Annotated in this window: 24 protein-coding genes; 14 read left to right on the top strand and 10 right to left on the bottom strand. The window is 62.7% G+C overall.

The annotated features are described in order from the left end of the window. Position 1: 1 nt before the first annotated feature. From R3X27_RS06970 to R3X27_RS06960, 3 genes are all read left to right on the top strand, one after another. A complete protein-coding gene (locus R3X27_RS06970; protein ID WP_317708118.1) occupies positions 2-859 on the top strand; it encodes an SDR family oxidoreductase in 858 nt (285 codons plus the stop codon). A gap of 66 nt (positions 860-925) precedes the next feature. After that, positions 926-1129: a twin transmembrane helix small protein gene (locus R3X27_RS06965; protein WP_317708117.1), complete on the top strand. Its 204-nt coding sequence runs from the start codon at positions 926-928 to the stop codon at positions 1127-1129. 2 nt (positions 1130-1131) lie between these two features. Next, positions 1132-1704, top strand: coding sequence for a cob(I)yrinic acid a,c-diamide adenosyltransferase (locus R3X27_RS06960; RefSeq protein WP_317708116.1), 573 nt, complete (start codon positions 1132-1134; stop codon positions 1702-1704). A gap of 12 nt (positions 1705-1716) precedes the next feature. On the opposite strand, the gene R3X27_RS06955 is transcribed toward R3X27_RS06960, so the two are convergent. Next, positions 1717-1926, bottom strand: a complete 210-nt coding sequence (locus tag R3X27_RS06955; RefSeq protein WP_317708115.1) for a hypothetical protein — start codon at positions 1924-1926, stop codon at positions 1717-1719. After that, a complete protein-coding gene (locus R3X27_RS06950; protein ID WP_317708114.1) occupies positions 1926-2102 on the bottom strand; it encodes a hypothetical protein in 177 nt (58 codons plus the stop codon). Before R3X27_RS06950 ends, R3X27_RS06955 begins: the two co-directional genes overlap by 1 nt. A gap of 341 nt (positions 2103-2443) precedes the next feature. Here R3X27_RS06950 and R3X27_RS06945 point away from each other — a divergent pair, with 341 nt between their 5' ends. Next, the gene (locus R3X27_RS06945) at positions 2444-3205 is read left to right on the top strand and encodes an electron transfer flavoprotein subunit beta/FixA family protein (protein ID WP_317708113.1); all 762 of its coding nucleotides are present in this window, start codon (positions 2444-2446) and stop codon (positions 3203-3205) included. Next, on the top strand, positions 3205-4131 hold the full coding sequence (locus R3X27_RS06940; protein ID WP_317708112.1) for an FAD-binding protein: 927 nt from the start codon (positions 3205-3207) through the stop codon (positions 4129-4131). The genes R3X27_RS06945 and R3X27_RS06940 overlap by 1 nt, the downstream gene beginning before the upstream one ends. 68 nt (positions 4132-4199) lie before the next feature. Here the strand turns inward: R3X27_RS06940 and R3X27_RS06935 are convergent, their stop codons facing one another. Continuing rightward, positions 4200-5030, bottom strand: a complete 831-nt coding sequence (locus R3X27_RS06935; protein WP_317708111.1) for a DUF6473 family protein — start codon at positions 5028-5030, stop codon at positions 4200-4202. A gap of 179 nt (positions 5031-5209) precedes the next feature. Between R3X27_RS06935 and R3X27_RS06930 the strand changes: the two genes are divergently transcribed. Beyond that, positions 5210-6085, top strand: coding sequence for a 3-hydroxybutyryl-CoA dehydrogenase (locus R3X27_RS06930; protein ID WP_317708110.1), 876 nt, complete (start codon positions 5210-5212; stop codon positions 6083-6085). 70 nt (positions 6086-6155) lie between these two features. Here R3X27_RS06930 and R3X27_RS06925 read toward each other — a convergent pair whose 3' ends face one another. Genes R3X27_RS06925 through R3X27_RS06895 form a run of 7 tightly spaced genes read right to left on the bottom strand, consistent with a single transcriptional unit; the run spans position 6156 to position 11566 of the window. After that, complete coding sequence (locus tag R3X27_RS06925; RefSeq protein WP_317708109.1) at positions 6156-7043, bottom strand: lysophospholipid acyltransferase family protein; 888 nt, start codon at positions 7041-7043, stop codon at positions 6156-6158. 57 nt (positions 7044-7100) lie between these two features. After that, positions 7101-7379, bottom strand: coding sequence for an HPr family phosphocarrier protein (locus R3X27_RS06920; RefSeq protein WP_317708108.1), 279 nt, complete (start codon positions 7377-7379; stop codon positions 7101-7103). Beyond that, positions 7380-7781 carry a PTS fructose transporter subunit IIA gene (locus R3X27_RS06915; RefSeq protein WP_317708107.1) on the bottom strand — a complete coding sequence of 134 codons (402 nt, stop codon included), beginning with the start codon at positions 7779-7781 and terminating at the stop codon, positions 7380-7382. Then, positions 7778-8701: an RNase adapter RapZ gene (gene rapZ, locus R3X27_RS06910; protein WP_317708106.1), complete on the bottom strand. Its 924-nt coding sequence runs from the start codon at positions 8699-8701 to the stop codon at positions 7778-7780. Before rapZ ends, R3X27_RS06915 begins: the two co-directional genes overlap by 4 nt. Then, entirely contained in the window at positions 8698-9144 is a 447-nt protein-coding gene (locus tag R3X27_RS06905) for an HPr kinase/phosphatase C-terminal domain-containing protein (protein ID WP_317708105.1), read from the bottom strand. The genes rapZ and R3X27_RS06905 overlap by 4 nt, the downstream gene beginning before the upstream one ends. 6 nt (positions 9145-9150) lie before the next feature. Then, positions 9151-10896, bottom strand: a complete 1746-nt coding sequence (locus tag R3X27_RS06900; protein ID WP_411572468.1) for a sensor N-terminal transmembrane domain-containing protein — start codon at positions 10894-10896, stop codon at positions 9151-9153. Continuing rightward, a complete protein-coding gene (locus R3X27_RS06895; protein WP_317708281.1) occupies positions 10865-11566 on the bottom strand; it encodes a response regulator transcription factor in 702 nt (233 codons plus the stop codon). The genes R3X27_RS06900 and R3X27_RS06895 overlap by 32 nt, the downstream gene beginning before the upstream one ends. Before the next feature lie 364 nt (positions 11567-11930). Here R3X27_RS06895 and R3X27_RS06890 point away from each other — a divergent pair, with 364 nt between their 5' ends. The 8 genes from R3X27_RS06890 (at position 11931) to R3X27_RS06855 (ending at position 21743) form a co-directional block, all read left to right on the top strand. Beyond that, on the top strand, positions 11931-13790 hold the full coding sequence (locus tag R3X27_RS06890; protein ID WP_411572472.1) for a phosphoenolpyruvate carboxykinase (GTP): 1860 nt from the start codon (positions 11931-11933) through the stop codon (positions 13788-13790). 295 nt (positions 13791-14085) lie between these two features. After that, positions 14086-15978, top strand: a complete 1893-nt coding sequence (locus R3X27_RS06885) for a propionyl-CoA synthetase (protein WP_317708104.1) — start codon at positions 14086-14088, stop codon at positions 15976-15978. A gap of 161 nt (positions 15979-16139) precedes the next feature. Next, on the top strand, positions 16140-16979 hold the full coding sequence (locus R3X27_RS06880) for a response regulator (protein WP_317708103.1): 840 nt from the start codon (positions 16140-16142) through the stop codon (positions 16977-16979). After that, positions 16976-18343: a sigma-54 dependent transcriptional regulator gene (locus tag R3X27_RS06875; RefSeq protein ID WP_317708102.1), complete on the top strand. Its 1368-nt coding sequence runs from the start codon at positions 16976-16978 to the stop codon at positions 18341-18343. Before R3X27_RS06880 ends, R3X27_RS06875 begins: the two co-directional genes overlap by 4 nt. A gap of 233 nt (positions 18344-18576) precedes the next feature. Further along, on the top strand, positions 18577-19668 hold the full coding sequence (gene ribB / locus R3X27_RS06870; RefSeq protein WP_317708101.1) for a 3,4-dihydroxy-2-butanone-4-phosphate synthase: 1092 nt from the start codon (positions 18577-18579) through the stop codon (positions 19666-19668). A gap of 3 nt (positions 19669-19671) precedes the next feature. Then, positions 19672-20223, top strand: coding sequence for a 6,7-dimethyl-8-ribityllumazine synthase (locus tag R3X27_RS06865; RefSeq protein ID WP_317708100.1), 552 nt, complete (start codon positions 19672-19674; stop codon positions 20221-20223). Further along, positions 20220-20678: a transcription antitermination factor NusB gene (nusB, locus tag R3X27_RS06860; RefSeq protein WP_317708099.1), complete on the top strand. Its 459-nt coding sequence runs from the start codon at positions 20220-20222 to the stop codon at positions 20676-20678. Before R3X27_RS06865 ends, nusB begins: the two co-directional genes overlap by 4 nt. 87 nt (positions 20679-20765) lie before the next feature. Further along, positions 20766-21743, top strand: coding sequence for a lytic transglycosylase domain-containing protein (locus R3X27_RS06855; RefSeq protein WP_317708098.1), 978 nt, complete (start codon positions 20766-20768; stop codon positions 21741-21743). Positions 21744-21753 lie beyond the last annotated feature (10 nt).

The following is a 21753-nucleotide window of genomic DNA, read 5'->3' as shown; positions in this document are numbered from 1 at the left end:
CATGACGAATGAAACGACATCAATGCCGACCCCAAAATCCATCCTGATCACAGGTTGTTCATCCGGAATCGGATATGCGGCGGCCCATGGGCTCAAGGCGCATGGCTGGCGCGTTTTCGCGACTTGCCGAAAGGCGGAAGATGTTGCGCGGCTGGCGGCGGAGGGGCTGGAAAGCCTTCAGCTCGATTACACGGACCCCGCCTCCATGCAGGCCTGCCTCGACGAGATCGTGGCGCGGAATGGCGGTCGGCTCGATGCGCTCTTCAACAATGGCGCCTTCGCCTTGCCCGGGGCGTTGGAAGACCTTCCAACGGATGGGTTGCGCAGTCTCTTCGAGGCGAATTTCTTCGGGTATCATGAACTCACGCATCGCGTGATCCCGATCATGCGGGCGCAGGGCGGCGGACGGATCGTCAATTGCTCCTCGGTGCTCGGGCTGGTGCCGATGAAATGGCGCGGCGCCTATGTCTCTTCGAAATACGCGCTGGAGGGGCTGACCGACGTGCTGCGGCTCGAAATGGAAGATGCCGGCATCAAGGTCGTCCTGATCGAGCCCGGTCCGATCACGTCGAAGATCCGGGTCAATTCGATTCCGCATTTCGAGCATTGGATCGACTGGCGTGCCTCGCCGCGCGCCGAGCAATATGAGCACTCCCTTCTCAACCGGCTCTACGCTGAACGCGGCAAGCCGGACCGGTTCGAACTCGGACCCGAGGCCGTAACCGCCAAGCTGATTCACGCGCTGGAGAGCCGCAATCCGAAGCCGCGCTACTATGTGACCCAGGCAACCTGGATCATGGGGCTGCTCCGCCGCCTCCTGCCGACCCGGGCGCTGGACGCCCTGATCCGCCGGGGCTGATCGGGGCTTCGCTTTCGGTGCGCGAGCCGGTAAGCCTGTCGGAAGGTCCAGGAAGGGGAGGCCCGTATGCTGAACGATCCGTTGTTCATTCTCGTCGCGCTTGCGGTGCTTGCGGTGCTGTTCATCCTGTTGACCGGGATCGGCGGTTTCGCGCGCGGCGGCGAATTCAACCGCAAACACGCGAACCGCATCATGCGCTACCGGATCATCGCGCAATTCGTGGCGATTCTTCTGATCCTTCTCTTTGTCTGGCTGCGCCGCGGAGGCTGAATATGGTTGTCCTGAACAAGATCTACACCCGGACCGGCGACGGTGGCGACACCGCGCTCGGCAATGGCACCCGCGTCGCCAAGCATTCCGCGCGGGTCAACGCCTATGGCACGGTCGATGAATGCAATGCCTGCCTCGGCATGGCCCGGCTGCATGCGGATGGCGAGATGGCCGCACGACTCGCGGCGATCCAGAACGACCTCTTCGATCTTGGAGCCGATCTCTGCCGTCCGGAGATGGAGAAGGACGCCGACGCGGAATACCCACCGCTGCGCATGGTTGCGGCACAGGTCGAGCGGCTGGAAGCTGAGATCGACGCAATGAATGCCGACCTCACCCCGTTGCGCAGCTTTATCCTGCCCGGCGGGAGCGCGCTCGCGGCCCATCTCCACCTGTGCCGGACAGTCTCACGCCGCGCCGAACGTCTCTCGGTCGAGCTTGCTGCCGACGAGAGCGTGAACCCGGCCGCTGTTAAATATCTTAACCGACTGTCGGATTGGTTCTTTGTTGCCGCACGGGTTGCGAACGAGAACGGTACGGCTGATGTGCTCTGGGTTCCCGGCGCAAATCGCTGACGGCGAACCCCGCTAGAGCGCGTGCCGCATCAAGGGGCAGCCCGGCTCGCCTGACCCGCCATTCGGGCAAGTCTCCCGATGGGGCAGGTCGCCCATCTCATCGGTGGCGACCTTCAGCGCTGCCTGTGCCTGATCGACCGTGCCCTGATGTGCGGCCTTCTTGGAGGCAGCACAGGCGGCACAAAGCGTTTCTCCGATATCATTTTTCAGATCTTTCGACATCAGCTCGGCTCCTTCAGCTTTGATCCCAACCGGGAGCCCGGCGTCGGAGAGGCCGCATTCGCCAACATCTCATCAAAGACCTGTTGCATCGCTTCGGCTGTTCGCTCGAAGCCCATCGCACGCGCGCGTGTCATAGCGGCGTGCAACTCGGCAATTTCATTGGCAATGGCGGTCACGGGGCTGGCATCCTGCAAGACGAAAGTGGGGCCTGTGATGCCGTGCCCGGGTTAACGGCTGGTTAACGTCCGGTTCACCGATGGGAGAGCGCGGGGCGTCCGGCGCTAAAAATCACCAGGACACCCTCTGGCGGCACGAGGTGGTGGAAGCCATCTCAACCGCGCAGTCGTGCTGCAGATGCGAAACAATATTTCTCGCCGCGACAAAAAACGCGGCGTCGGCGAGGGCTGCATGGTCGTTTTTTTGCTGTTGCAGCGAAGAAGCCTCCGCTAAGCAGATTGCCGATGGAATGACAAATCAACTGCCGGGCTGGCTGCCCGGCCCAACAGGAGACACGTGAATGAAGGTCCTCGTACCCGTCAAGCGCGTGATCGACTATAACGTGAAGGTCCGCGTCAAGGCGGACGGGAGCGGCGTCGATCTGGCCAATGTCAAAATGTCGATGAACCCCTTCGACGAAATCGCCGTCGAAGAGGCCATTCGCCTCAGGGAAGCCGGCAAGGCGACTGAAATCGTCGCTGTCTCGGTTGGCGTCAAGCAGAGCCAGGAAACCCTGCGCACCGCACTGGCCATGGGGGCCGACCGCGCCATCCTCGTCGAAGCTGCCGATGATGTGCATACCGATATCGAGCCGCTCGCCGTCGCCAAGATCCTCAAAGGGATTGTCGATGAAGAAGAGCCCGGTCTCGTGCTCTGCGGCAAGCAGGCGATCGACAATGACCTGAACGCCACCGGCCAGATGCTCGCAGCCCTGCTCGGCTGGTCCCAGGGAGCCTTCGCCTCCGAGGTGGATGTCGATGGCGACAGCGTGCTCGTGACCCGCGAGGTCGATGGTGGGTTGCAGACCATCAAGGTCAAGACCCCGGCCGTTCTCACGGTCGATTTGCGCCTCAACGAGCCGCGCTACGCCTCTCTGCCGAACATCATGAAGGCGAAGAAGAAGCCGCTTGATGTCAAGACGCCCGCCGATTACGGCGTCGACACCACGCCGCGCCTGGAGATCGTCAAGACCTCCGAGCCCGAGGCTCGCAAGGCGGGTGTCATTGTCGGCTCCGTGGATGAGCTGGTTGCGAAACTCAAAGACGAAGCGGGGGTCCTCTGATGGCTGTTCTCCTCCTTGCCGAAGTGCACGGCGCCGACCTCTCCGTTGACGCCACCGCCAAGGCCGTGACCGCCGCCAAGGCGCTCGGTGACGTGACCGTACTCTGCGCCTCTGCCGGGTGTGGCGGCGCAGCCGAAGCCGCCGCCAAGATCGACGGTGTAGCGAAGGTGCTCTGTGCCGATGATGCCGCCTATGGCAATGGCTTGGCCGAGCCGATTGCGGACCTGGTCGTCTCGCTCGCCGGCGACTATTCCCACATCGTCGGCCCGGCCACGGCCTCGGCCAAGAACATCCTGCCGCGTGTCGCCGCGCTGCTCGACGTTATGGTAATCTCCGACATCACTGCCGTCGTCGATGCCGATACGTTCGAGCGCCCGATCTATGCTGGCAACGCGATCCAGACCGTCAAGTCCGCGGATGCCACGAAGGTTGTCTCGATCCGGACCGCCAATTTCGAGGCCGCGGGCGAGGGTGGTTCTGCCGCCGTCGAAAGCATCGCTGCCGTCGCAAATCCGGGCCTGTCCGAGTGGGTCGAAGACAAGGTCGCCGAATCGGACCGTCCGGAACTGACCTCGGCGGGCGTGGTTGTCTCCGGTGGCCGCGGTGTCGGCTCGGAAGACGATTTCAAGATGATCGAGGCGCTGGCCGACAAGCTCGGCGCCGCTGTCGGGGCATCCCGTGCTGCAGTCGACTCGGGCTATGCCCCGAATGACTGGCAGGTGGGCCAGACCGGCAAGGTCGTCGCGCCGGATCTCTACATCGCCATTGGCATCTCCGGTGCGATTCAGCACCTGGCCGGCATGAAAGACTCCAAGGTCATCGTGGCAATCAACAAGGACGAGGAAGCACCGATCTTCCAGGTCGCCGATTACGGCTTGGTCGCGGATCTCTTCGCCGCTGTTCCCGAACTGACCGACAAAGTCTGACCGAGCCGCCCCTCAGGGGCGCCACCCGGAACAGGAAGGCCCGCCATCCCGGCGGGCCTTCTTCTTTTTCAGAGAAATTTGGCCAGCTCTTCTGACAGCGCGGTACTGGCCGCCTGATGAACGCTCATTCCGGGCGTCTCCATTGCCGCAGGAGCTTCGAGTTCGGAAAAGACCATGCCCTCGGTTCGCGTCGCACGGATCGCCGGATCGTAGACAACCTCGACATAACCATCGATGCTGCTGCGCAGGTCGTCCAGCATCTCGCGATTGATATAGAGCGGGTCCTGCGTGTAGTCGGCCTGGTCGATCCGCGCTTCCTCCGGTGTGTGATCGGCAAGCCAGAGCAGGACCTTGGGCCCTTTGATCTTCTCAAGCAGGCTGTGCATCCGGGCCGTCCAGGCCGCCTTGAGCTCATTCGTCACCATTTCGAAACGTTGCCGACATTGCGCCCGGAGGTTGGTCATCAGATGCCGCGTGAAGGCGAAATCGGTGAAATCCACCTCGCGATACACCGTCTGCATCAACGCGGAGGGGCCGACGAAACGGTCGTTGCGGCGTGGATGCACTGAGTAAAACCGGTTACTCAGGTTGTGCGCCCCCATGACTTGCAGGACCGTGACTTTCGCCTCCGCGGCGATGTCCAGCAGCGTCTGATCCTTGTTGTAGACGTCGATACCGCCATTCACGCAGCCGAGATTGACGCTCGTGAGCCCGAGAGACGTTCCGACCAGGTCCGGAAAGGGCGTTTCAATGAAACGTCCATAGGTCTCCGTTGATCCGAAAAAGGCGACATATGGCACGTCGAGTCGCTTTTTCGGTCCTCTGAAGAGTAATTTCGATTCGCCGTATCTGCACGGCAGATAGTCCAGGGCTCCATTGCCCGGATGCTCGAAAGCCATCCCACCACCTCAGTTCTCATTCACCCGAAACCGAGATTGACCGATCCATATTGCGATTTTCCTAAACGGAAAGGTTGAGACGATTTATAGCAATCGTGGAAGGTGGAGTTGGCTGGAACGTTTTGCAGTTGCAGCATAGACTCCGTGCAAATGCAGCATCCACGAGAAGGTGGGAACGAATGGACATCAAGACAGTCGGCATCGTCGGCGCGGGCCAGATGGGCAACGGGATCGCCCATGTTTTCGCGCTTTCAGGCTACGAAGTAAAACTCAGTGATATCAGTCAGGAAGCGCTCGATCGAGGCATTGCGACCATCCGGAAGAACCTTGACCGGCAGGTTTCCCGGGAGAAAATCTCGGCCGAGGCCCGGGATGACACGCTCGCCCGCATCAGCACGACTCTGACGCTGTCGGATATCGGCCCCTCCGATCTCATCATCGAAGCAGCCTCTGAGCGCGAGACGATCAAGGTCGCGATCTTCGAGGACCTTCTGCCGCATCTGAAGCCGGAGACGATCCTGACCTCGAATACGTCTTCGATCTCGATCACCAGGTTGGCAAGTCGTACCGACCGGCCCGAGCGTTTCATGGGGCTGCATTTCATGAACCCTGTGCCGGTGATGAAGCTGGTCGAACTAATCCGCGGCATCGCCACGGACGACGCGACCTATCAAACGTTGCTGGCCCTGGTCGGCACGCTCGGCAAGACGGCTGCGAGCGCCGAGGATTTCCCGGCCTTCATCGTCAACCGGATCCTGCTGCCGATGATCAACGAGGCCGTTTACACGCTCTACGAGGGCGTCGGCAACGTGCGGTCCATCGACACCGCGCTCAAGCTGGGCGCCGCCCATCCGATGGGCCCTCTGGAGCTGGCGGATTTCATCGGGCTCGACACCTGTCTGGCGATCATGAATGTGCTCTATGACGGGCTCGCGGATACCAAGTATCGTCCTTGCCCGCTGTTGACCAAATATGTCGAGGCCGGCTGGCTTGGCCGCAAATCGGGTCGCGGCTTCTACGACTATCGCGGCGAGACGCCGGTTCCGACGCGCTGACTCTCACGTTTCGCTCCCGGCGGATGTGCTGGTTCGGGGGCGAAACAGATCTCGCGGGGATCGTGAGGGATCAGGCTTTCTGGCCGCGCAGTGCCAGGGTCTGTTCGCGCAGCATTGCAACAAAACCGCGCGGATTTGCGCTCCATTCGTTGATCTCGTCGCGCTCGATGGGCTGGCCGACAACGGGCGCTTGCGGTTTGTTCAGCGCATGCACAACCTCGTAGAGCAGCAAACCCTGCCGGAGCGTGGCCGAGATCCGGTTTGCCATCTGGTACCAGCGCGAGTTGCTGCCCGGGAAAAAGATCGGCAGGACCCGCGCCTGACTGCGCTGGATCATTTTCGCAGTGAACGGATTCCATTCGCTCTCAACGGGCGGGCCGAACATTGTGTCCGAAGAGGCGACGACCCCGGACGGGAAGAGCACAATGCACCCACCCTCCTTGAGATGGTTCATTGCCTTGCGGCGCATATCGAGATTCTGCTGTAGCGCATCCTCCTCATGCGGAAAGGGCACCGGGAGCATGAACTGGTCGATCTCGCCGACGCCGGTCAGCAGAGAGCGCGTCAGGATCTTGTAATCGGTCCGCCGGCGCCCGATCAACTCGGCCAGGACCATGCCGTCGATCAGCCCATGCGGGTGGTTCGCCACGATGACGAGCGGCCCGGTCTCGGGGATCTTGTCGATCTGTACCTGCGGTGTCGTCAGGGCAACGCCCATCACGTCCAGCGCCTGGGCCCAGAACGCCTGACCCTCGGGAACGCCCATCGCCTCGAATTTCCGGATCAGCCGCAACAGGCGCAGTTTGCCGGTGAGCGCTTCCATCAAGTGGATTGTGCCAACCTGGAACGGGTTTTCGAACGTGTTGGCATAAGACAGGCGGCGCTTGTCGTAGGGCTGATCGCTCAGGTTTTCGCCACTGCCCTGACCAATAAGGTTCCTGGTAGGGCGCTTTTGCATCAGCACCGGCCTATGCTGGGTCGAGTCCACCAACTTGCCAGGTCCCCCGCGCTCTTCCTACATTCCTTCGCCGAAACGGCCGGCGACCAACTCCTCTAGCGCCAGCATCAGCTCTTCGGCTTGCGGCCCTCTGGTTTCGACCTCAATAGAGGTTCCCCGGGATGCTGCCAACATCAAAAGCCCCATGATACTGTCGCCTGCGGCGTCAAGACCGTCCTTGCGAACCTCTGCCTCGGCCTCGAATTCTTCGACCGTCTCGACGAATTTCGCCGAGGCGCGGGCATGCAGCCCCTTCTCGTTGATGATCTGGATAATCTTCAAACTGGATTTGCTCATTCAATCGGATATCCCGGCTGCGCCGTCGAAGCTGTTGATGTATTTGCGCCCGGCCACCAGGGCATTGCTGACGGCGTCGCCAACTGACATCTGGCGCGACTTGGCCAGCTTGATAAGCATTGGCAGATTTGCGCCGTAGAGGATCTTGCGATTCTCGTGGTTGCAGGCGCGCAGCGAGAGATTGGAGGGCGAGCCGCCGAACATGTCGGTCACCACGACCACCCCGTCACCGCTATCGACCGCATCGGCCGCCTCGAGAATTTCTGCCTGCTTGAGAACCCGGTCATGCTCCGGCGCGATGGCGATGGCACGCATCCCAACCTGTTTGCCGACGACATGTTCCACCGCGGCAAGATACTCTTTGGCAAGGCCTCCGTGAGCAACGATCACGATGCCAATCAATTCCTTGTCCCCGTCTGAGGCGCTGGTCTGCCAGCGGCGGCTACATTTCGTTCTAGTTCTCTATGTCTAATTGACACCTGCCATCCGGCCTCCGCAAGCGTATTCCCGAGCTTTTCCGCCATGGTAACAGATCGGTGCTGCCCCCCGGTGCAGCCAAACCCGATTGCGAGGTAGGATTTTCCCTCCTCGACATAGGCGGGCAGAAGCAACAGCGCCAAATCGCGGACCTTTTCGAAGAAGCCATCGAAACGGGGATCCTCTGAGACGTAGTCTGCGACCTCCGCGGAGAGTCCATTCAGGCTGCGCAGGCTCGGTTCCCAGTAGGGATTGCGCAGGAAGCGGCAGTCGAAGACCATGTCCAACCCACGCGGCAGGCCGCGCTTGTAGGAAAATGAATGGATGGAGAGCGCGAGGCGGTTGTCCATCTGGTTGCCGAACCAGCGACCGACTTCGGCGCGCAACTCGTGAACGGTCAGTTCAGAGGTGTCGATAACGATATCGGCACGGTGCCGGATCGAGGCCAGAAGGTCGAAATCGCGAGCGATGCCGATTGCGGGGCTTTCGGCAGGCGCCAACGGGTGGCGACGGCGTGTCTCGGAATAACGACGTTGGAGGATCTCGCTGCGGCAATCGAGATAGAGCAGTTCGACGCCGAAAACGTCGAGCCGGTCGAGCATTTCGAGAAAGGCACCGGTGGAGAAATCGCGGTTTCGGGTGTCGACACCGAGCGCGAGGGACGGCCCCTGCCGCGGGCCTTCGAGCAGGCGGGGTACGAGCGAAAGCGGAAGGTTGTCGATGACCTCGTAGCCGAGATCTTCAAGCGCGCGGATCGCGGTGCTGCGTCCGGCGCCGGACGGTCCTGTGACGAGCAGGATGCGGGGCGCGTGGGGTTCGGCCGGCGCGGGACTCGTGTCGGTCATGGCGTCTCTCGCCTTCCTTGCAGGCAGTGAATGATCGCATGTGCTGCATGCCCGTCAGGGGGGGCGTGCAGCAAGATGACCTTTTGACCAAGCAGGTCGAGTCTGCGCGGCGGTGGAAGGCGGTGGGTTTCCGGGATGCCGAGGTCGATGGCGAGGGCGAGCGGGGTGTCGCTTTGGTACGGGAGACGCAGCAGCCCGACATGGCGTGCCTCTATCCGACCAGCGATATTGGGGTGCGGCGATACCAGAATCCGCGCGCCATCCCGGCGAAGCAGTGTCTGGTCATCGGCGACGAGCGTCAGGCCCTGCGAGATCAACTCCAGCGCCAGGGTGGATTTTCCGCTGCCCGACGGGCCGAGGATCAACAGGGCGTGGCCGTCGAGTGCGACGGCGGAGGCGTGCAGGCGGGTTCGGTGCTCAGTGTCCTCTTCGCCGCCGGTCATGCGTCCTTACACCGGCAGGCCGACAACGAAACGCGCGCCCAAAGGCTCGGAGGCGATATCGGCGTCGGTGGGGCGGATATTTTCGGCCCAGATCACGCCACCATGCGCCTCGACAATCTGTTTCGATATCGCCAGGCCGAGCCCGGAGTGATTGCCGAACTGTCCCGGCGGACGTTCGGAATAGAAACGATTGAAGATCTTCGAAAGCGCCTGTTCGGGAATGCCGGGGCCCGTATCTTCGCAGACAACAAGCACGCGGTTGTCGCGCTTGCGCACCCAGACCCGGACGGCATCGCCATCTTCACAGAAGCTTACGGCGTTGCCTATGAGATTGACGAAGACCTGCGCCAACCGCGCCTCCAACCCAAAGACCTCGATCGGTTGCCGGGGAAGGTCAGTAATAAACTCGACCCCTTTGCCCTTGGCTTCCTCGCCCAGGTAGTCGGTCAGGTTGCCGAGCATCTTCACGAGGTCGAACCGTTCTTCGTCTTCCTTGACCAGTTCCGAATCCAGACGCGAGGCGTTGGAGATGTCACTGACCAGCCGGTCCAGGCGGCGCACGTCATGGTCGATCACATCAAGCAGCTTCTCGCGCTGGTCGTCGCGTTTGGCGACCCGCATTGTCCCGACGGCGGAGCGGAGTGACGCGAGCGGATTCTTGATCTCATGCGCGACATCGGCCGCGAATTGCTCGTTGGCGTCAATCCTGTCGTAGAGCGCGGCGACCATGCCGCGCAGGGCACCGGACAGCCGGCCGATCTCGTCCGGGCGACCGGTCAGGTCGGGGATCCGGATCCGTCCCGGGGTCATCTTCCGGGCATTGCGATCACGTCCGATCTCTGCGGCGGCTGCCAGGTCCGAGAGCGGGTTGGCGATGGTCGAGGCGAGCACGAGGCTCAGGCCGATCGAGACCAGAATGGCGATGACGAACATCTGAAGAACCTGTTCGCGCTCCTTGCGCACCAGCCGATCAACCTCGCCCGGCAGCGAGGACATCGCCACGACCCCGAGAATTTCGTCGCCGTATCGGATCGGCGACGCCACTGCGAAAAGCGTCTCGCCTGCCTCGTCTGTCCCGGCGACCACGGCAGGAGTTCCATTCGCGGCCTCTGCCGCAAGCTGGTGCGCGAGGGTTTCGCCATCCGTCCATGACGTCTCTGCCGGAACCGGGGTCAGCAATCGCGAGGTGCCAACCCAGATCGCATTGAGGAAGTCGGTGATGACTGTCGAATTCTGAGGCGGCGTAAGGTTGACCCTGGGGGCGGCTTCCTGCGCCACGAGTTGCCCGTCTCCGTCATAGACGAAGACCTGCACGCCGCGAGTCAGCGTTAGCTCGGCCAAGGTTGTCTGCGGATCCAAGCCGCCAGCGGCAGGGGAGAGAGACACTGGACCCTCGCTGGGAAGCTGCGTCTCGAAGACATTGGCGATCAGCGAGGCCTCGGTTTTCAACCCGGCGATGCGTTGGGCGGCGATGGAATCTCGAAACGGATTGAGATAGAAAACGCCACCGACCAGGATCAACAAGCCTATCAGGTTAAAGGTGATGATCTTGCGCGCCAGCGGTGAGCGGTTCAGCGTGAGGTATCCCCGCCTCTCGCGCTTCTGGCGCATATCCGCATCGCTTGTATCCGGGACGACCCAATCTTCGCCCAGAACAACGTCGGAATCGAACTCGTGACCGGTGTCGCGCACCTTTCCAGTCCCTTCAGCGGCAGCCCGCTTATTCTTCGTTATATCTGTAACCGATGCCATAAAGCGTCTCGATCGCGGAGAATTCGGAGTCCACGCTCCGCATCTTCTTGCGCAGGCGCTTGATGTGGCTGTCGATCGTGCGGTCATCGACATAGACTTGGTCGTCATAGGCCACATCCATCAGCTGATCGCGGCTCTTTACGAAGCCGGGTCGCTGCGCGAGCGCCTGTAACAAAAGGAATTCGGTGACGGTCAGCGAGACATCCAGACCTTTCCAGCTCACCGAATGGCGCAGCGGGTCCATCACGAGCTCGCCGCGCGTGAGCACCTGTGCGGTTTCCGGCTCGCCGGCCTCATCCGCATTGAGCGCTTCCTGCCGACGCAGCAGCGCCCGGATGCGCTCGACGAGCAGCCGTTGCGAGAAGGGCTTCTTGACGTAATCGTCCGCGCCCATGCGCAGGCCGAGCACCTCGTCGATCTCATCATCTTTCGATGTCAGGAAGATCACCGGCATCGAGCTCTTCTGGCGCAGCCGTTGCAACAGGTCCATCCCGTCCATGCGCGGCATCTTTATGTCGAGCACTGCCATATCCGGCAGGCGTCGGTTGAAGGCGTCCAGCGCCGACTGACCGTCATTGTAGGTTTCAACCTCAAATCCTTCAGCTTCCAATGTCATGGAAACCGAGGTGAGGATGTTTCTGTCGTCGTCCACAAGCGCGATGCGCGACATTGGCGTGACCCTCGTACTGCTCATTTATTTATTTTTACCACATTTTCCCGGTTCCGAGCCCCAGAATCAACTGAGAAAGCGAATCGCATGCCTTTATGTCCGTTACAGAAGCGGCATTTCGGAAAGGAATGACTAATTTGCATCACGTTTGCCCCTCCGCCTTGCGAGGGGCGCAACCCGGCAATGCCGTTTTGTATGCATTGGTATGTAGTCGCGGCATTCCGGCTATTCACAGCAAGAAACAGCGACATTGTGGCGCTAACAAACGGCTCTGGCGACGGTAGCAAACGGTTTCGGAGGTGTTATATCAAGCGCGCCGGGCCAAGGTGGCCCTGGCTGCCAGGCCCCCCCCTGCGCAAACAGACTGCAATCCGAGGAGGAAAGCATGGAAGCTCCAACCAAGAACGCCCGGCTGGTCAAGTGGGTCGAAAAGATGGCGGCCCTCGCCAAGCCCGACCAGGTCGTCTGGGCTGATGGTTCCCAGGAACAGTATGACGAGCTCTCCCAGCTGATGGTCGACAGCGGCACCTATATCCGCCTGAACCCTGAGCTGCGCCCGAACAGCTACCTCGCCCGCTCCCACCCGTCCGACGTTGGCCGGGTCGAGAACCGTACCTTCATCTGCTCCAACAGCAAGGGCGACGCCGGCCCGACCAACAACTGGTACGACCCGGCCGAGATGCGCGCGATCCTGAACGAGAAGTTCGACGGCTCCATGAAGGGCCGTACGATGTACGTCATCCCCTTCTCCATGGGTCCGATCGGCTCCCCGATCTCCAAGATCGGCATCGAGATCACCGACAGCCCCTATGTTGTCACCAACATGATGCTGATGACCCGCGTTGGCAACGAAGTGCTGGAATCGCTCGGTGAAGACGGCGACTACATCCCCTGCATGCACTCCGTTGGTGCGCCGCTCGAAGACGGTCAGGCCGACGTGCCGTGGCCCTGCGAAGCCAATATCGACGACAAGTACATCGTCCACTTCCCCGAGACCTACGAGATCTGGTCCTACGGTTCCGGCTACGGCGGTAACGCCCTGCTCGGCAAGAAATGCCTGGCCCTGCGTATCGCCTCGGTCATGGCCCGCGACGAAGGTTGGCTCGCCGAGCACATGCTGATCATGGGTCTGGAATCGCCGGAAGGTGAGAAGACCTATCTCGGCGCGGCCTTCCCGTCGGCTTGCGGCAAGACCAACCTGGCCATGCTGATGCCGCCGAAGGGTTTCGAGGGCTGGAAGGTCTCGACCGTTGGGGACGACATCGCCTGGATCAAGAAGGGTCCGGATGGCGAACTGCGCGCGATCAACCCGGAATCGGGCTTCTTCGGCGTTGCTCCTGGCACCAACTACGCCACCAACCCGATCGCCATGGACACCATCAAGAAGGATGTCATCTATACCAACGTCGCGCTGACCGACGATGGCGACATCTGGTGGGAAGGCATGACGAAAGAGGCGCCCGCGCACCTCATCGACTGGAAAGGCAACGACTGGACTCCCGCAAGCGAGACCCCGGCCGCGCACCCGAACGGCCGTTTCACGGCTCCGGCTGCCAACTGCCCGACCATCGACCCGGCCTGGGAAGACCCGGCAGGTGTTGCGATCGACGGCTTCGTCTTCGGTGGCCGTATGTCCAAGGACATGCCGCTGGTCTACCAGTCCTTCAACTGGTCGCACGGCGTCTACCTTGCCGCTACCATGGGTTCCGAAGCCACCGCTGCTGCCATTGGCGTCTCCGCCATGCGCCGCGACCCGATGGCGATGCTGCCCTTCTGTGGCTACAACATGGCCGACTATTTCAGCCATTGGCTGAACGTTGGTCGTCGCGTGTCCAAGCCGCCTCGGATGTTCCGCGTCAACTGGTTCCGCAAGGACGAAGAAGGCAAGTTCATCTGGCCGGGCTTCGGTGAGAACATGCGCGTGCTGAAGTGGATCGTGGATCGTGTCCACGGCCGCGGCAACGCGGTGGAAAGCCCGATCGGCTGGATGCCGCAGCACGAAGACATCCACTGGGAAGGCCTCGATTTCCCGTCCGATACCTTCTACGAGTTGATGAGTGTCGAGCGCGACGCGGGTACGGCGGAAGCTCGCGCCCATGAGGAACAGTTCGACAAGTTCTTCGATCGCCTGCCGAAAGAGTTCATCTTCGAGCGTGAACTTCTTCGCTCGCGCGTGTGGCGCTCCCCGGATCACTGGGAACTCGCCCACGAGCATGAGCACTAATCGGGCGATAGCCTGAACGAATAGAGAGGGGGGCAGCTTCGGCTGCCCCCTTTTTCTTGCGCATGTCTCATGGGGCGAGTCGCGCCGGTTCTCATCGGGCTGGTTGCGGGTCTGCCTCGTAGGCGCGAAGAGGGGAAAGGGTGCGTTGCGGCCCATTTGCGCTGCACTGCGGCGACGTGTCTCGGCGCTGCAGCATCCGTTAGCGCCAAAAAAGCGACGAAGTGCCCGCGCAACAGACTTGCGCAAAACCGCCCCATTTGCGTAACTCTCGCAAAGTTTTGGAGGGAGAGAACTGATGGGATATTCCGACATCTATGACGCCTGGAAAGATGATCCGGAAGCGTTCTGGATGAAGGCGGCCGAAGCGGTGGACTGGTTCCAGCCGCCGAGCAAGGCCCTCTTCGACGACAAGGGCCCGATGTATGAGTGGTTCTCGGATGCGCTGGTCAACACCTGCTACAACGCCGTGGACCGCCATGTCGAAGCCGGGCGCGGCGACAATCTGGCCATCATGCATGAGAGCCCGATCACCCATTCGAGCAAGGGAATCACCTATACCGAGCTCCGCGACCGCGTGGCCAGCCTTGCCGGTGCGCTGAAGATGCGCGGCGTGGAAAAGGGCGACCGCGTCATCATCTACATGCCGATGGTGCCCGAGGCGATCGAAGCCATGCTGGCCTGTGCCCGGATCGGCGCCGTGCATTCGGTGGTCTTTGGCGGATTCGCCGCCCATGAGCTTGCCGTGCGCATCGACGACGCCAAACCGAAGGCGATCATCGCGGCCTCCTGTGGTCTCGAGCCCGGCCGTGTTGTCCATTACAAGCCGCTGCTCGACGAGGCCATCGAACAGGCCGAGTACAAGCCGGAATTCTGCGTCGTCTTCCAGCGTGAACAGGAAGTCGCCAAGCTCGTCGAGGGCCGCGATTTCGACTGGCACGCCTTCCAGTACGGCGTGAAGCCGGTGGATTGCCTGCCCGTCGAGGGCAACCACCCTGCCTATATCCTCTATACCTCCGGCACCACCGGCCAGCCCAAGGGTGTCGTGCGCTCCACCGCCGGCCATCTCGTGGCGCTGCAATGGTCGATGCAAAACATCTACAATGTAGGTCCCGGCGAGCGTTTCTGGGCTGCCTCCGATGTCGGTTGGGTCGTGGGGCACTCCTATATCTGCTACGGGCCGCTTCTGGCTGGCGCCGAAACGCTGGTCTTCGAGGGCAAGCCGATTGGCACGCCCCATGCCGGGGTCTTCTGGAAGATCATCCAGAACCACCGGGTGAAGAGCTTCTTCACCGCGCCGACCGCGCTGCGGGCCATCAAGCGAGAGGATCCGAACGGGGAATGGATCAAGCGCTACAAGCTGCATGACCTGCAGGCGCTCTTCCTGGCAGGCGAGCGCGCGGATCCGGACACGGTGAAATGGGCGCAGGAGCATCTCGGCGTGCCGGTGGTGGACCACTGGTGGCAGACCGAGACCGGCTGGGCCATCGCCGCCAACCCGATCGGGATCGAGGAACTTCCGACTAAGCTCGGCAGCCCGTCCGTGCCGATGCCCGGTTACGAGGTGCATATCCTCGACGAGGGTGGCCACGAGGTCGAAGGGGCCGACACGATGGGGGCCATTGCAATCAAGTTGCCGTTGCCCCCGGGCACGTTGCAGACCCTCTGGAACGCCGAAGAGCGCTACAAGAAGTCCTATCTCGAGCATTTCCCCGGCTATTACGAGACGGGCGATGCCGGGTATAAGGACGCGGACGGCTATCTCTACATCATGTCGCGCACCGATGACGTCATCAACGTCGCCGGTCACCGTCTTTCGACGGGCGCCATGGAAGAGGTTCTGGCCGAGCATCCGGATGTCGCAGAATGCGCCGTGATCGGCGTGGCCGACCAGTTGAAGGGCCAGCTTCCGCTCGGCTTCCTCTGCCTCAACGCATCCCATGAGCGCTCGCCCGAGGAGGTGATCACCGAATGCGTCGGTCTCGTGCGCCACGAGATCGGTCCGGTCGCTGCCTTCCGCAACGCCATTGTCGTCGACCGGCTGCCCAAGACACGCTCGGGCAAGATCCTGCGTGGCACGATGCAGAAGATCGCCGATAGTGAGGAATTCAAGATGCCGGCAACGATCGACGATCCGGTCATCCTCGACGAGATCACCGTGGCGCTCAAGGGAGCGGGCTACGCCAAGTAGTCCTCGCCCGAGCTTCAGGAAATGAAGGTTTTCCGTCCGGCCCGGTGCCGGACGGAATGTCTCAATCGATTTATTAACACTTGTGGAATTGGTCCGGATCGGGCAATTCTCCGCCCTGCAATGTAGTGTGAGTGGAGTTTGCACGGGTGTCCGAGGCAGGAATGCGTTCCTCCGGCACGATTTTTCGGCAGGTGGAGGCCGCAACCGACCCGAAGGATGGCTTCGGTGGGATCCACATCTTCATTGCCACTGAAAGCGAGAACGACCGCTTCCTGCTTCTCCAGATTCTGAAACATCTCGGCCTTGAGGTCCTTTTGCCGGAGTTGCAGACGGGAATATTCCGCTTCCCACCCCTGCAGCGGAGCGACCTCGTCATTTGCGACATCGACGGTGCCGCCGGGCACGGGGCGTTGCGGGATCTCGCCGTGGCGTCGGAACGCCCCGTGCTGATCGCCCTCGCATCGCGGTTGTCGGAGCAGGAAGAACGCCGTCTTCGCCAGGAAGGTGCGGATGCGGTTCTTGGCAAGCCGGTGATGGATCCTGATGCCCTGGCCGAGACGCTCGCTCGATTGACGGGCCGTCCTCTATCCCAGGCTGAGTCCGTGCGAAATGTGGACGGCAAAAGCGTTGCGACTGAGCCAACGGATGACATTCGCGGCGAACTCGATGGCCTGCTGGAGCTGGCCGGGTCGCAGCATGCGGACGAGTTGATCACACAGATCGGGCTGGATCTCGACCGGACCTGGGAGCTTCTCAGCAGTGCGATCACCTGTGGCAAGCTGGCTGAGATCCGGGCCCAGACACATATCCTGATCGCGCTGGCCGGCACGACCGGCGCGCATGGGCTCAAGCGGGCCGCGGAACGCCTCAACGCGGCGGCGCATCATGCCGACCTGCTGGCGATTTCCGCGCAAGCGCACAGGGTCGAGACCGGGCTGGCCGAGCTGCGTGCCGAGGTCCGCCGGTATGCCGCGCGGACATCCGTCGGGAGCGAGCAATGACGCGGATCCTGCTGGTTGAGGATATTCCGGCGCTGCGCCTGGTCTACGAGGCCGCCTTGCGCGAGGATGGCCATGAGGTCACGGCAGTCGGGACAGCAGCCGAAGGGCTTGCGGCCTTCCGGGAGCTGCGCCCGGAGGTGCTGCTCCTCGACCTGATGCTGCCGGATCGGGGTGGTCTGGAGCTGATGGAGGACTGCCTCGACCTGATGCCGACGGCGAATGTGATCGTGATCACGGCGAACCGCTCTGTTCCGGTCGCGGTCGAGGCGATGCGGGCCGGGGCCTATGATTTCCTCATCAAGCCTTTCGAGCCGCGGCAACTCCAGGATACGGTCCGAAATGCCGCTGCCGGGAGCACCGCAGAGCCCGATCCGGCCGAAACCGGGCCGCTGGAGCGTTTCTGTGGCTTTATCGGCGGGTCAAGCGTGATGCAGAAGGTCTATGGCCGGGTGCAGTCGGCAGCGAGGTCCATGGCCACGGTCTTCGTGACCGGCGAGAATGGCACCGGCAAGGATCTCTGTGCCCGTGCCGTGCATTCCTGCTCGCCGCGCGCCAACGGTCCCTTCCAGCGGTTCAGCTGCTCGGCGGTTCCGGCGGAGCGCCAGGAATCGGAGTTGTTCGGCCACCTGCGGGGGGCCTTTGTCGGCGCGCTCTCAGATAAGGTCGGCGCCGTGGAGGCGGCCGATGGTGGCACGCTCTTTCTGGACGATATCTCGGCCTTGGCGCCGGCAATGCAGCCCGCGTTGCTGCGGCTGTTGCAATCGGGCAAGATCCAACCGGTCGGCGCGGCCGAGCCTCTCGAAGTCAATGTCCGTATTGTCTGTGCCGATAGCAACCCGCCTGTCGAGGTGTTGGGGGCCGGTCGGCTTCGCAAGGACCTGTACTATCAACTCCATGTCATACCGATTCACCTGCCGCCGTTGCGGGACCGGGCTTGCGACGTGATCGAGATTGCCCGCCACACGTTGGATCGCCATGCCCGGGTCGAGGGCAAGCAGCTGACGGCGCTGTCGAACGCGGTACGACAGGAGTTCCTGCGGCATGACTGGCCCGGGAATGTCCGCGAGGTGATCAGCGTCATGCACAATATTGCGGTCCTGCATGACGGATCGGAGGTCACGCCGGAAATGCTGCCGCCGGAATATGGCTTCGGCGCCCCGCGTTGGCCGCGAAGCAATGGCGGCGAGGCACAGGCAGAGGAGGCATTCGAAGGCATGACGCTGGCCGAGATCGAGCGACAGGTGATCGAGGCCTGTATCTTGCGTCATGGCGGCTCTGTTCCGCAGGCCGCCCGGGAGCTCGATGTTGCGCCGTCCACGCTCTATCGCAAGCGTGCCGGCTGGAATGGTGCCGCCGAGCGATAGAGGCTGCGACCAGCATCAACCTGTTAATCCGCTCGCGCCGGGCGCGGGCGCAGGGGCCCCGCGTCGATAGTTGGCAAATGTCGTCCGACGATCCGGCAGAGGGCCAATCCCTTCCGCCATTGCAGAAGGTGCGCCCGGAACCGGCGTCACATTCCTTGTGCCGTTGCGCTCTGTCTGGTATTGCGCCGCTCCTTGCGCTACCAGATCGCCCAGATCATTCCCGGGGGGCTACCTTGACCGAATCCTATGCCAACGCGATTTCTTCCATCGAGGAAATCATCCAAGACGCCCGCAATGGCCGCATGTTCATCCTTGTCGATCACGAAGATCGCGAGAATGAGGGCGACCTCGTCATCCCCGCCCAGATGGCCACGCCGGATGCGATCAACTTCATGGCCACCCATGGTCGCGGGTTGATCTGCCTGACCCTGACCGGCGCGCGGATCGACGCGCTCGGGCTGCCGCTCATGGCGTCCTACAACTCGTCGCGCCATGAGACCGCCTTCACCGTTTCGATCGAAGCGCGCGAGGGCGTTTCCACCGGCATTTCGGCCGCCGACCGCGCCCGCTCCGTTGCCGTGGCCATCGACAGCGCCTCGACCTCGGCCGATATTGCCACGCCCGGACACGTTTTCCCGCTGCGCGCGCGCGATGGCGGTGTGCTCGTCCGCGCTGGCCATACCGAGGCGGCCGTCGATGTCTCCCGCCTGGCCGGCCTCAACCCGTCCGGCGTGATCTGCGAGGTCATGAAGGATGACGGCACCATGGCCCGGCTGCCCGATCTGATTGCCTTCTCCCAGAAGCACGGGCTGAAGATCGGCACCATCTCGGACCTGATCTCCTATCGCCGCCGGCATGACAATCTTGTCCGCGAGACCGAGACCCGCGACGTCACCTCCGCCTTTGGCGGCGACTGGACCATGCGTGTCTTCACCGACGAGACCGAGGGCACCGAGCATGTCGCCCTCGTCAAGGGCGACATCTCCACGCCCGAGCCCGTCCTGCTGCGCACCCACGCGCTCGACCCGCTGGCCGATCTGCTCGGCATCGGTGTCGACCAGCCGGACACGCTCCGACGCTCAATGCAGATCATCGCCGGGGAAGGGCGCGGCGTCGTCTGCCTGTTCCGCGAGCCGCAGCCCAAGCTGCACCGCGAGGAAGAGGAAGGCCCGCGCACGGTCAAGCATACCGGCCTCGGCGCGCAGATCCTCTCCAAGCTCGGCCTGCATGAGCTTGTGCTGCTGACCAACTCTCCCGCCACCCGCTATGTCGGCCTGGACGCCTATGGGCTGACCATCACCGGCACCCGCCCGATCACGGAGTAACCCATGGCCCAGGCCGAAACCCACTACACCCTGCCGCTGCCCAGCTTCGAAAAGCCGGTCAAGCTGCTCATCGTCGTCGCGCCCTATTACAAGGACATCGCCGACGAGCTGGTTGCCGGCGCCAAGGCCGAGATCGAGAAGGCCGGCGGCAGCTGGGAGCTGGTCGAGGTGCCCGGTGCGCTGGAAGTGCCCACCGCGATCCGCATCGCCTACCGTCAGAGCAATTTCGACGGTTTCGTTGCGCTTGGCTGCGTGATCCGCGGCGAGACAACGCATTACGACACGGTCTGCAATGACAGCTCGCGCGCGCTTCAGCTGCTCGGGCTGGACGGGGCCTGCATCGGCAATGGCATCCTGACGGTCGAGACCCGTGCCCAGGCCGAGGCCCGCGCCGAGGCCGCCGGCCAGAACAAGGGTGGCGGCTCGGCGGCGGCGGCGCTGCACCTGATCTCGCTGACACGCCATTTCGGCGACGACAAGAACGAGATCGGCTTCAAGCCGCTGCGCTACGAGATCCAGATGGCTGGCGAAACAGACGGGCGTGAAACGGCATGAGCGACAAGAAGCAGATGCGTTCTGCGGCGCGGCTTTACGCCGTGCAGGCATTGTTCCAGATGGAGAGCTCGGGCCAGACGACCGAGCGGGTCATCCAGGAATTCGAGGATCTGCGTTTCGGCGCGGAATATGAGGATCTCGGCGAGTTCCACGAGGGCGATCGCGAGACCTTCCGTGGGCTGGTCTCGACCGCCGTCAACGAGCAGGCGCGGATCGACCAGATGACCGACCGCGCGCTGGTCGCCAAATGGCCGATCTCGCGGATCGACCCGGTACTGCGCGGGCTCTTCCGCGCGGCAGGGGCCGAGCTGGTCATGGGCAAGACGCCGCCGAAGGTGGTGATCGTCGAGTTTGTCGATGTGGCCAAGGCCTTCTTTCCGGAGGGCCGTGAGCCGAAATTCGTCAATGCCGTGCTCGACCACATGGCACGCGAGTCCCATCCGGAGAAGTTCTGACAGGACCCCCACCGGGCAACGAAGCCGTTTGGCGACAGCCTGTTTGCGTGTATCCCTCGTCGCGTCGCTGTGTTCGGAGGAGATCTGATGGCTGGGGGTGCCGGTCTGCCATGCTGGATCATTCGCGGCCTGATGGTTGCCGGGCTTTGCGTTTTGGCGCAGGCGGCCAAGCCCGATCCGCCCGGCCCCCCGACCGCGTCTCAGCCCGTGGCAGAGCGCCCGCAATCCCGGCCGCGCCCGCGCCCGGCATGGCTCGGCCGCAAGGATCTGCGCTGTACCGCCGACGGGACCCATTGCATCGCGCTTGCCAACTATATCCCGGATGTCTGCCGCACCATCGAGACGGTGGCGCAGGAGGCCGGGCTCGATACCGGGTTCTTTGCCCGATTGATCTGGCGCGAAAGCCTCTATGACGCGACGGCCGTCAGCCATGCCGGCGCACAGGGCATCGCGCAATTCATGCCCGGCACCGCGCAGCGGCGCGGGCTGGCCGATCCGTTCAACCCGGCCGAGGCGCTCAGGGCGTCGGCGGTCTATCTCGCGGAGTTGCGGGATATCTACGGAAATCTGGGCTTCGCTGCCGCGGCCTATAATGCCGGCGAGGCACGGTTGGAGGATTTCCTCCAGCGCGACCGCCGCCTGCCGCCGGAAACCCGCGCCTATGTTCCCGCGATCACCGGCTATTCGGCGATTGAGTGGCGCGACGCCCCGCCTGAAACGCCCGATTTTGGACTGGAAGAGGACCGGCCCTTCCGCCCGTCCTGCGAAGACCTGGCGCGCAACCGGACGCTGAAGGAATTCCGCACCCCGTCCTCGAAGATGCCCTGGGCAGTGATCGTGGCAGCGCATCGCAGCCGTGACATCACGGCCCATCGCTACCAGCGTGCGCGCGGCAAGAGCGCCGATTTGCAGGGGCAGGAGGTCAGCTATATCCGCATGCGCCTGCCGGCCCGGCACGGCACGCAATGGACGGCGCAGATCGGCGCCGAGAGCCGCAAGGCTGCGGACCGGATCTGCTGGCAACTGCGCAAGAGCGGCGTTGGCTGTGTCGTGTTGAGGAATTGACGCCGACCGG

This window comes from Tropicimonas sp. TH_r6 (assembly GCF_033101155.1).
GTDB lineage: Bacteria > Pseudomonadota > Alphaproteobacteria > Rhodobacterales > Rhodobacteraceae > Tropicimonas.
The sequence above is the reverse complement of the archived record's forward strand: the minus strand, read 5'-3'. Positions and strand labels throughout refer to the sequence as shown.

Coding starts and splice junctions, on each gene's coding strand:
- R3X27_RS06970 (WP_317708118.1), top strand. CDS start 2: ATGACGAATGAAACGACATCAATGCCGACCCCAAAATCCATCCTGATC.
- R3X27_RS06965 (WP_317708117.1), top strand. CDS start 926: ATGCTGAACGATCCGTTGTTCATTCTCGTCGCGCTTGCGGTGCTTGCG.
- R3X27_RS06960 (WP_317708116.1), top strand. CDS start 1,132: ATGGTTGTCCTGAACAAGATCTACACCCGGACCGGCGACGGTGGCGAC.
- R3X27_RS06955 (WP_317708115.1), bottom strand. CDS start 1,926: ATGTCGAAAGATCTGAAAAATGATATCGGAGAAACGCTTTGTGCCGCC.
- R3X27_RS06945 (WP_317708113.1), top strand. CDS start 2,444: ATGAAGGTCCTCGTACCCGTCAAGCGCGTGATCGACTATAACGTGAAG.
- R3X27_RS06940 (WP_317708112.1), top strand. CDS start 3,205: ATGGCTGTTCTCCTCCTTGCCGAAGTGCACGGCGCCGACCTCTCCGTT.
- R3X27_RS06935 (WP_317708111.1), bottom strand. CDS start 5,030: ATGGCTTTCGAGCATCCGGGCAATGGAGCCCTGGACTATCTGCCGTGC.
- R3X27_RS06930 (WP_317708110.1), top strand. CDS start 5,210: ATGGACATCAAGACAGTCGGCATCGTCGGCGCGGGCCAGATGGGCAAC.
- R3X27_RS06925 (WP_317708109.1), bottom strand. CDS start 7,043: ATGCAAAAGCGCCCTACCAGGAACCTTATTGGTCAGGGCAGTGGCGAA.
- R3X27_RS06920 (WP_317708108.1), bottom strand. CDS start 7,379: ATGAGCAAATCCAGTTTGAAGATTATCCAGATCATCAACGAGAAGGGG.
- rapZ (WP_317708106.1), bottom strand. CDS start 8,701: ATGACCGACACGAGTCCCGCGCCGGCCGAACCCCACGCGCCCCGCATC.
- R3X27_RS06905 (WP_317708105.1), bottom strand. CDS start 9,144: ATGACCGGCGGCGAAGAGGACACTGAGCACCGAACCCGCCTGCACGCC.
- R3X27_RS06900 (WP_411572468.1), bottom strand. CDS start 10,896: ATGGCATCGGTTACAGATATAACGAAGAATAAGCGGGCTGCCGCTGAA.
- R3X27_RS06895 (WP_317708281.1), bottom strand. CDS start 11,566: ATGTCGCGCATCGCGCTTGTGGACGACGACAGAAACATCCTCACCTCG.
- R3X27_RS06885 (WP_317708104.1), top strand. CDS start 14,086: ATGGGATATTCCGACATCTATGACGCCTGGAAAGATGATCCGGAAGCG.
- R3X27_RS06880 (WP_317708103.1), top strand. CDS start 16,140: ATGCGTTCCTCCGGCACGATTTTTCGGCAGGTGGAGGCCGCAACCGAC.
- R3X27_RS06875 (WP_317708102.1), top strand. CDS start 16,976: ATGACGCGGATCCTGCTGGTTGAGGATATTCCGGCGCTGCGCCTGGTC.
- R3X27_RS06865 (WP_317708100.1), top strand. CDS start 19,672: ATGGCCCAGGCCGAAACCCACTACACCCTGCCGCTGCCCAGCTTCGAA.
- nusB (WP_317708099.1), top strand. CDS start 20,220: ATGAGCGACAAGAAGCAGATGCGTTCTGCGGCGCGGCTTTACGCCGTG.
- R3X27_RS06855 (WP_317708098.1), top strand. CDS start 20,766: ATGGCTGGGGGTGCCGGTCTGCCATGCTGGATCATTCGCGGCCTGATG.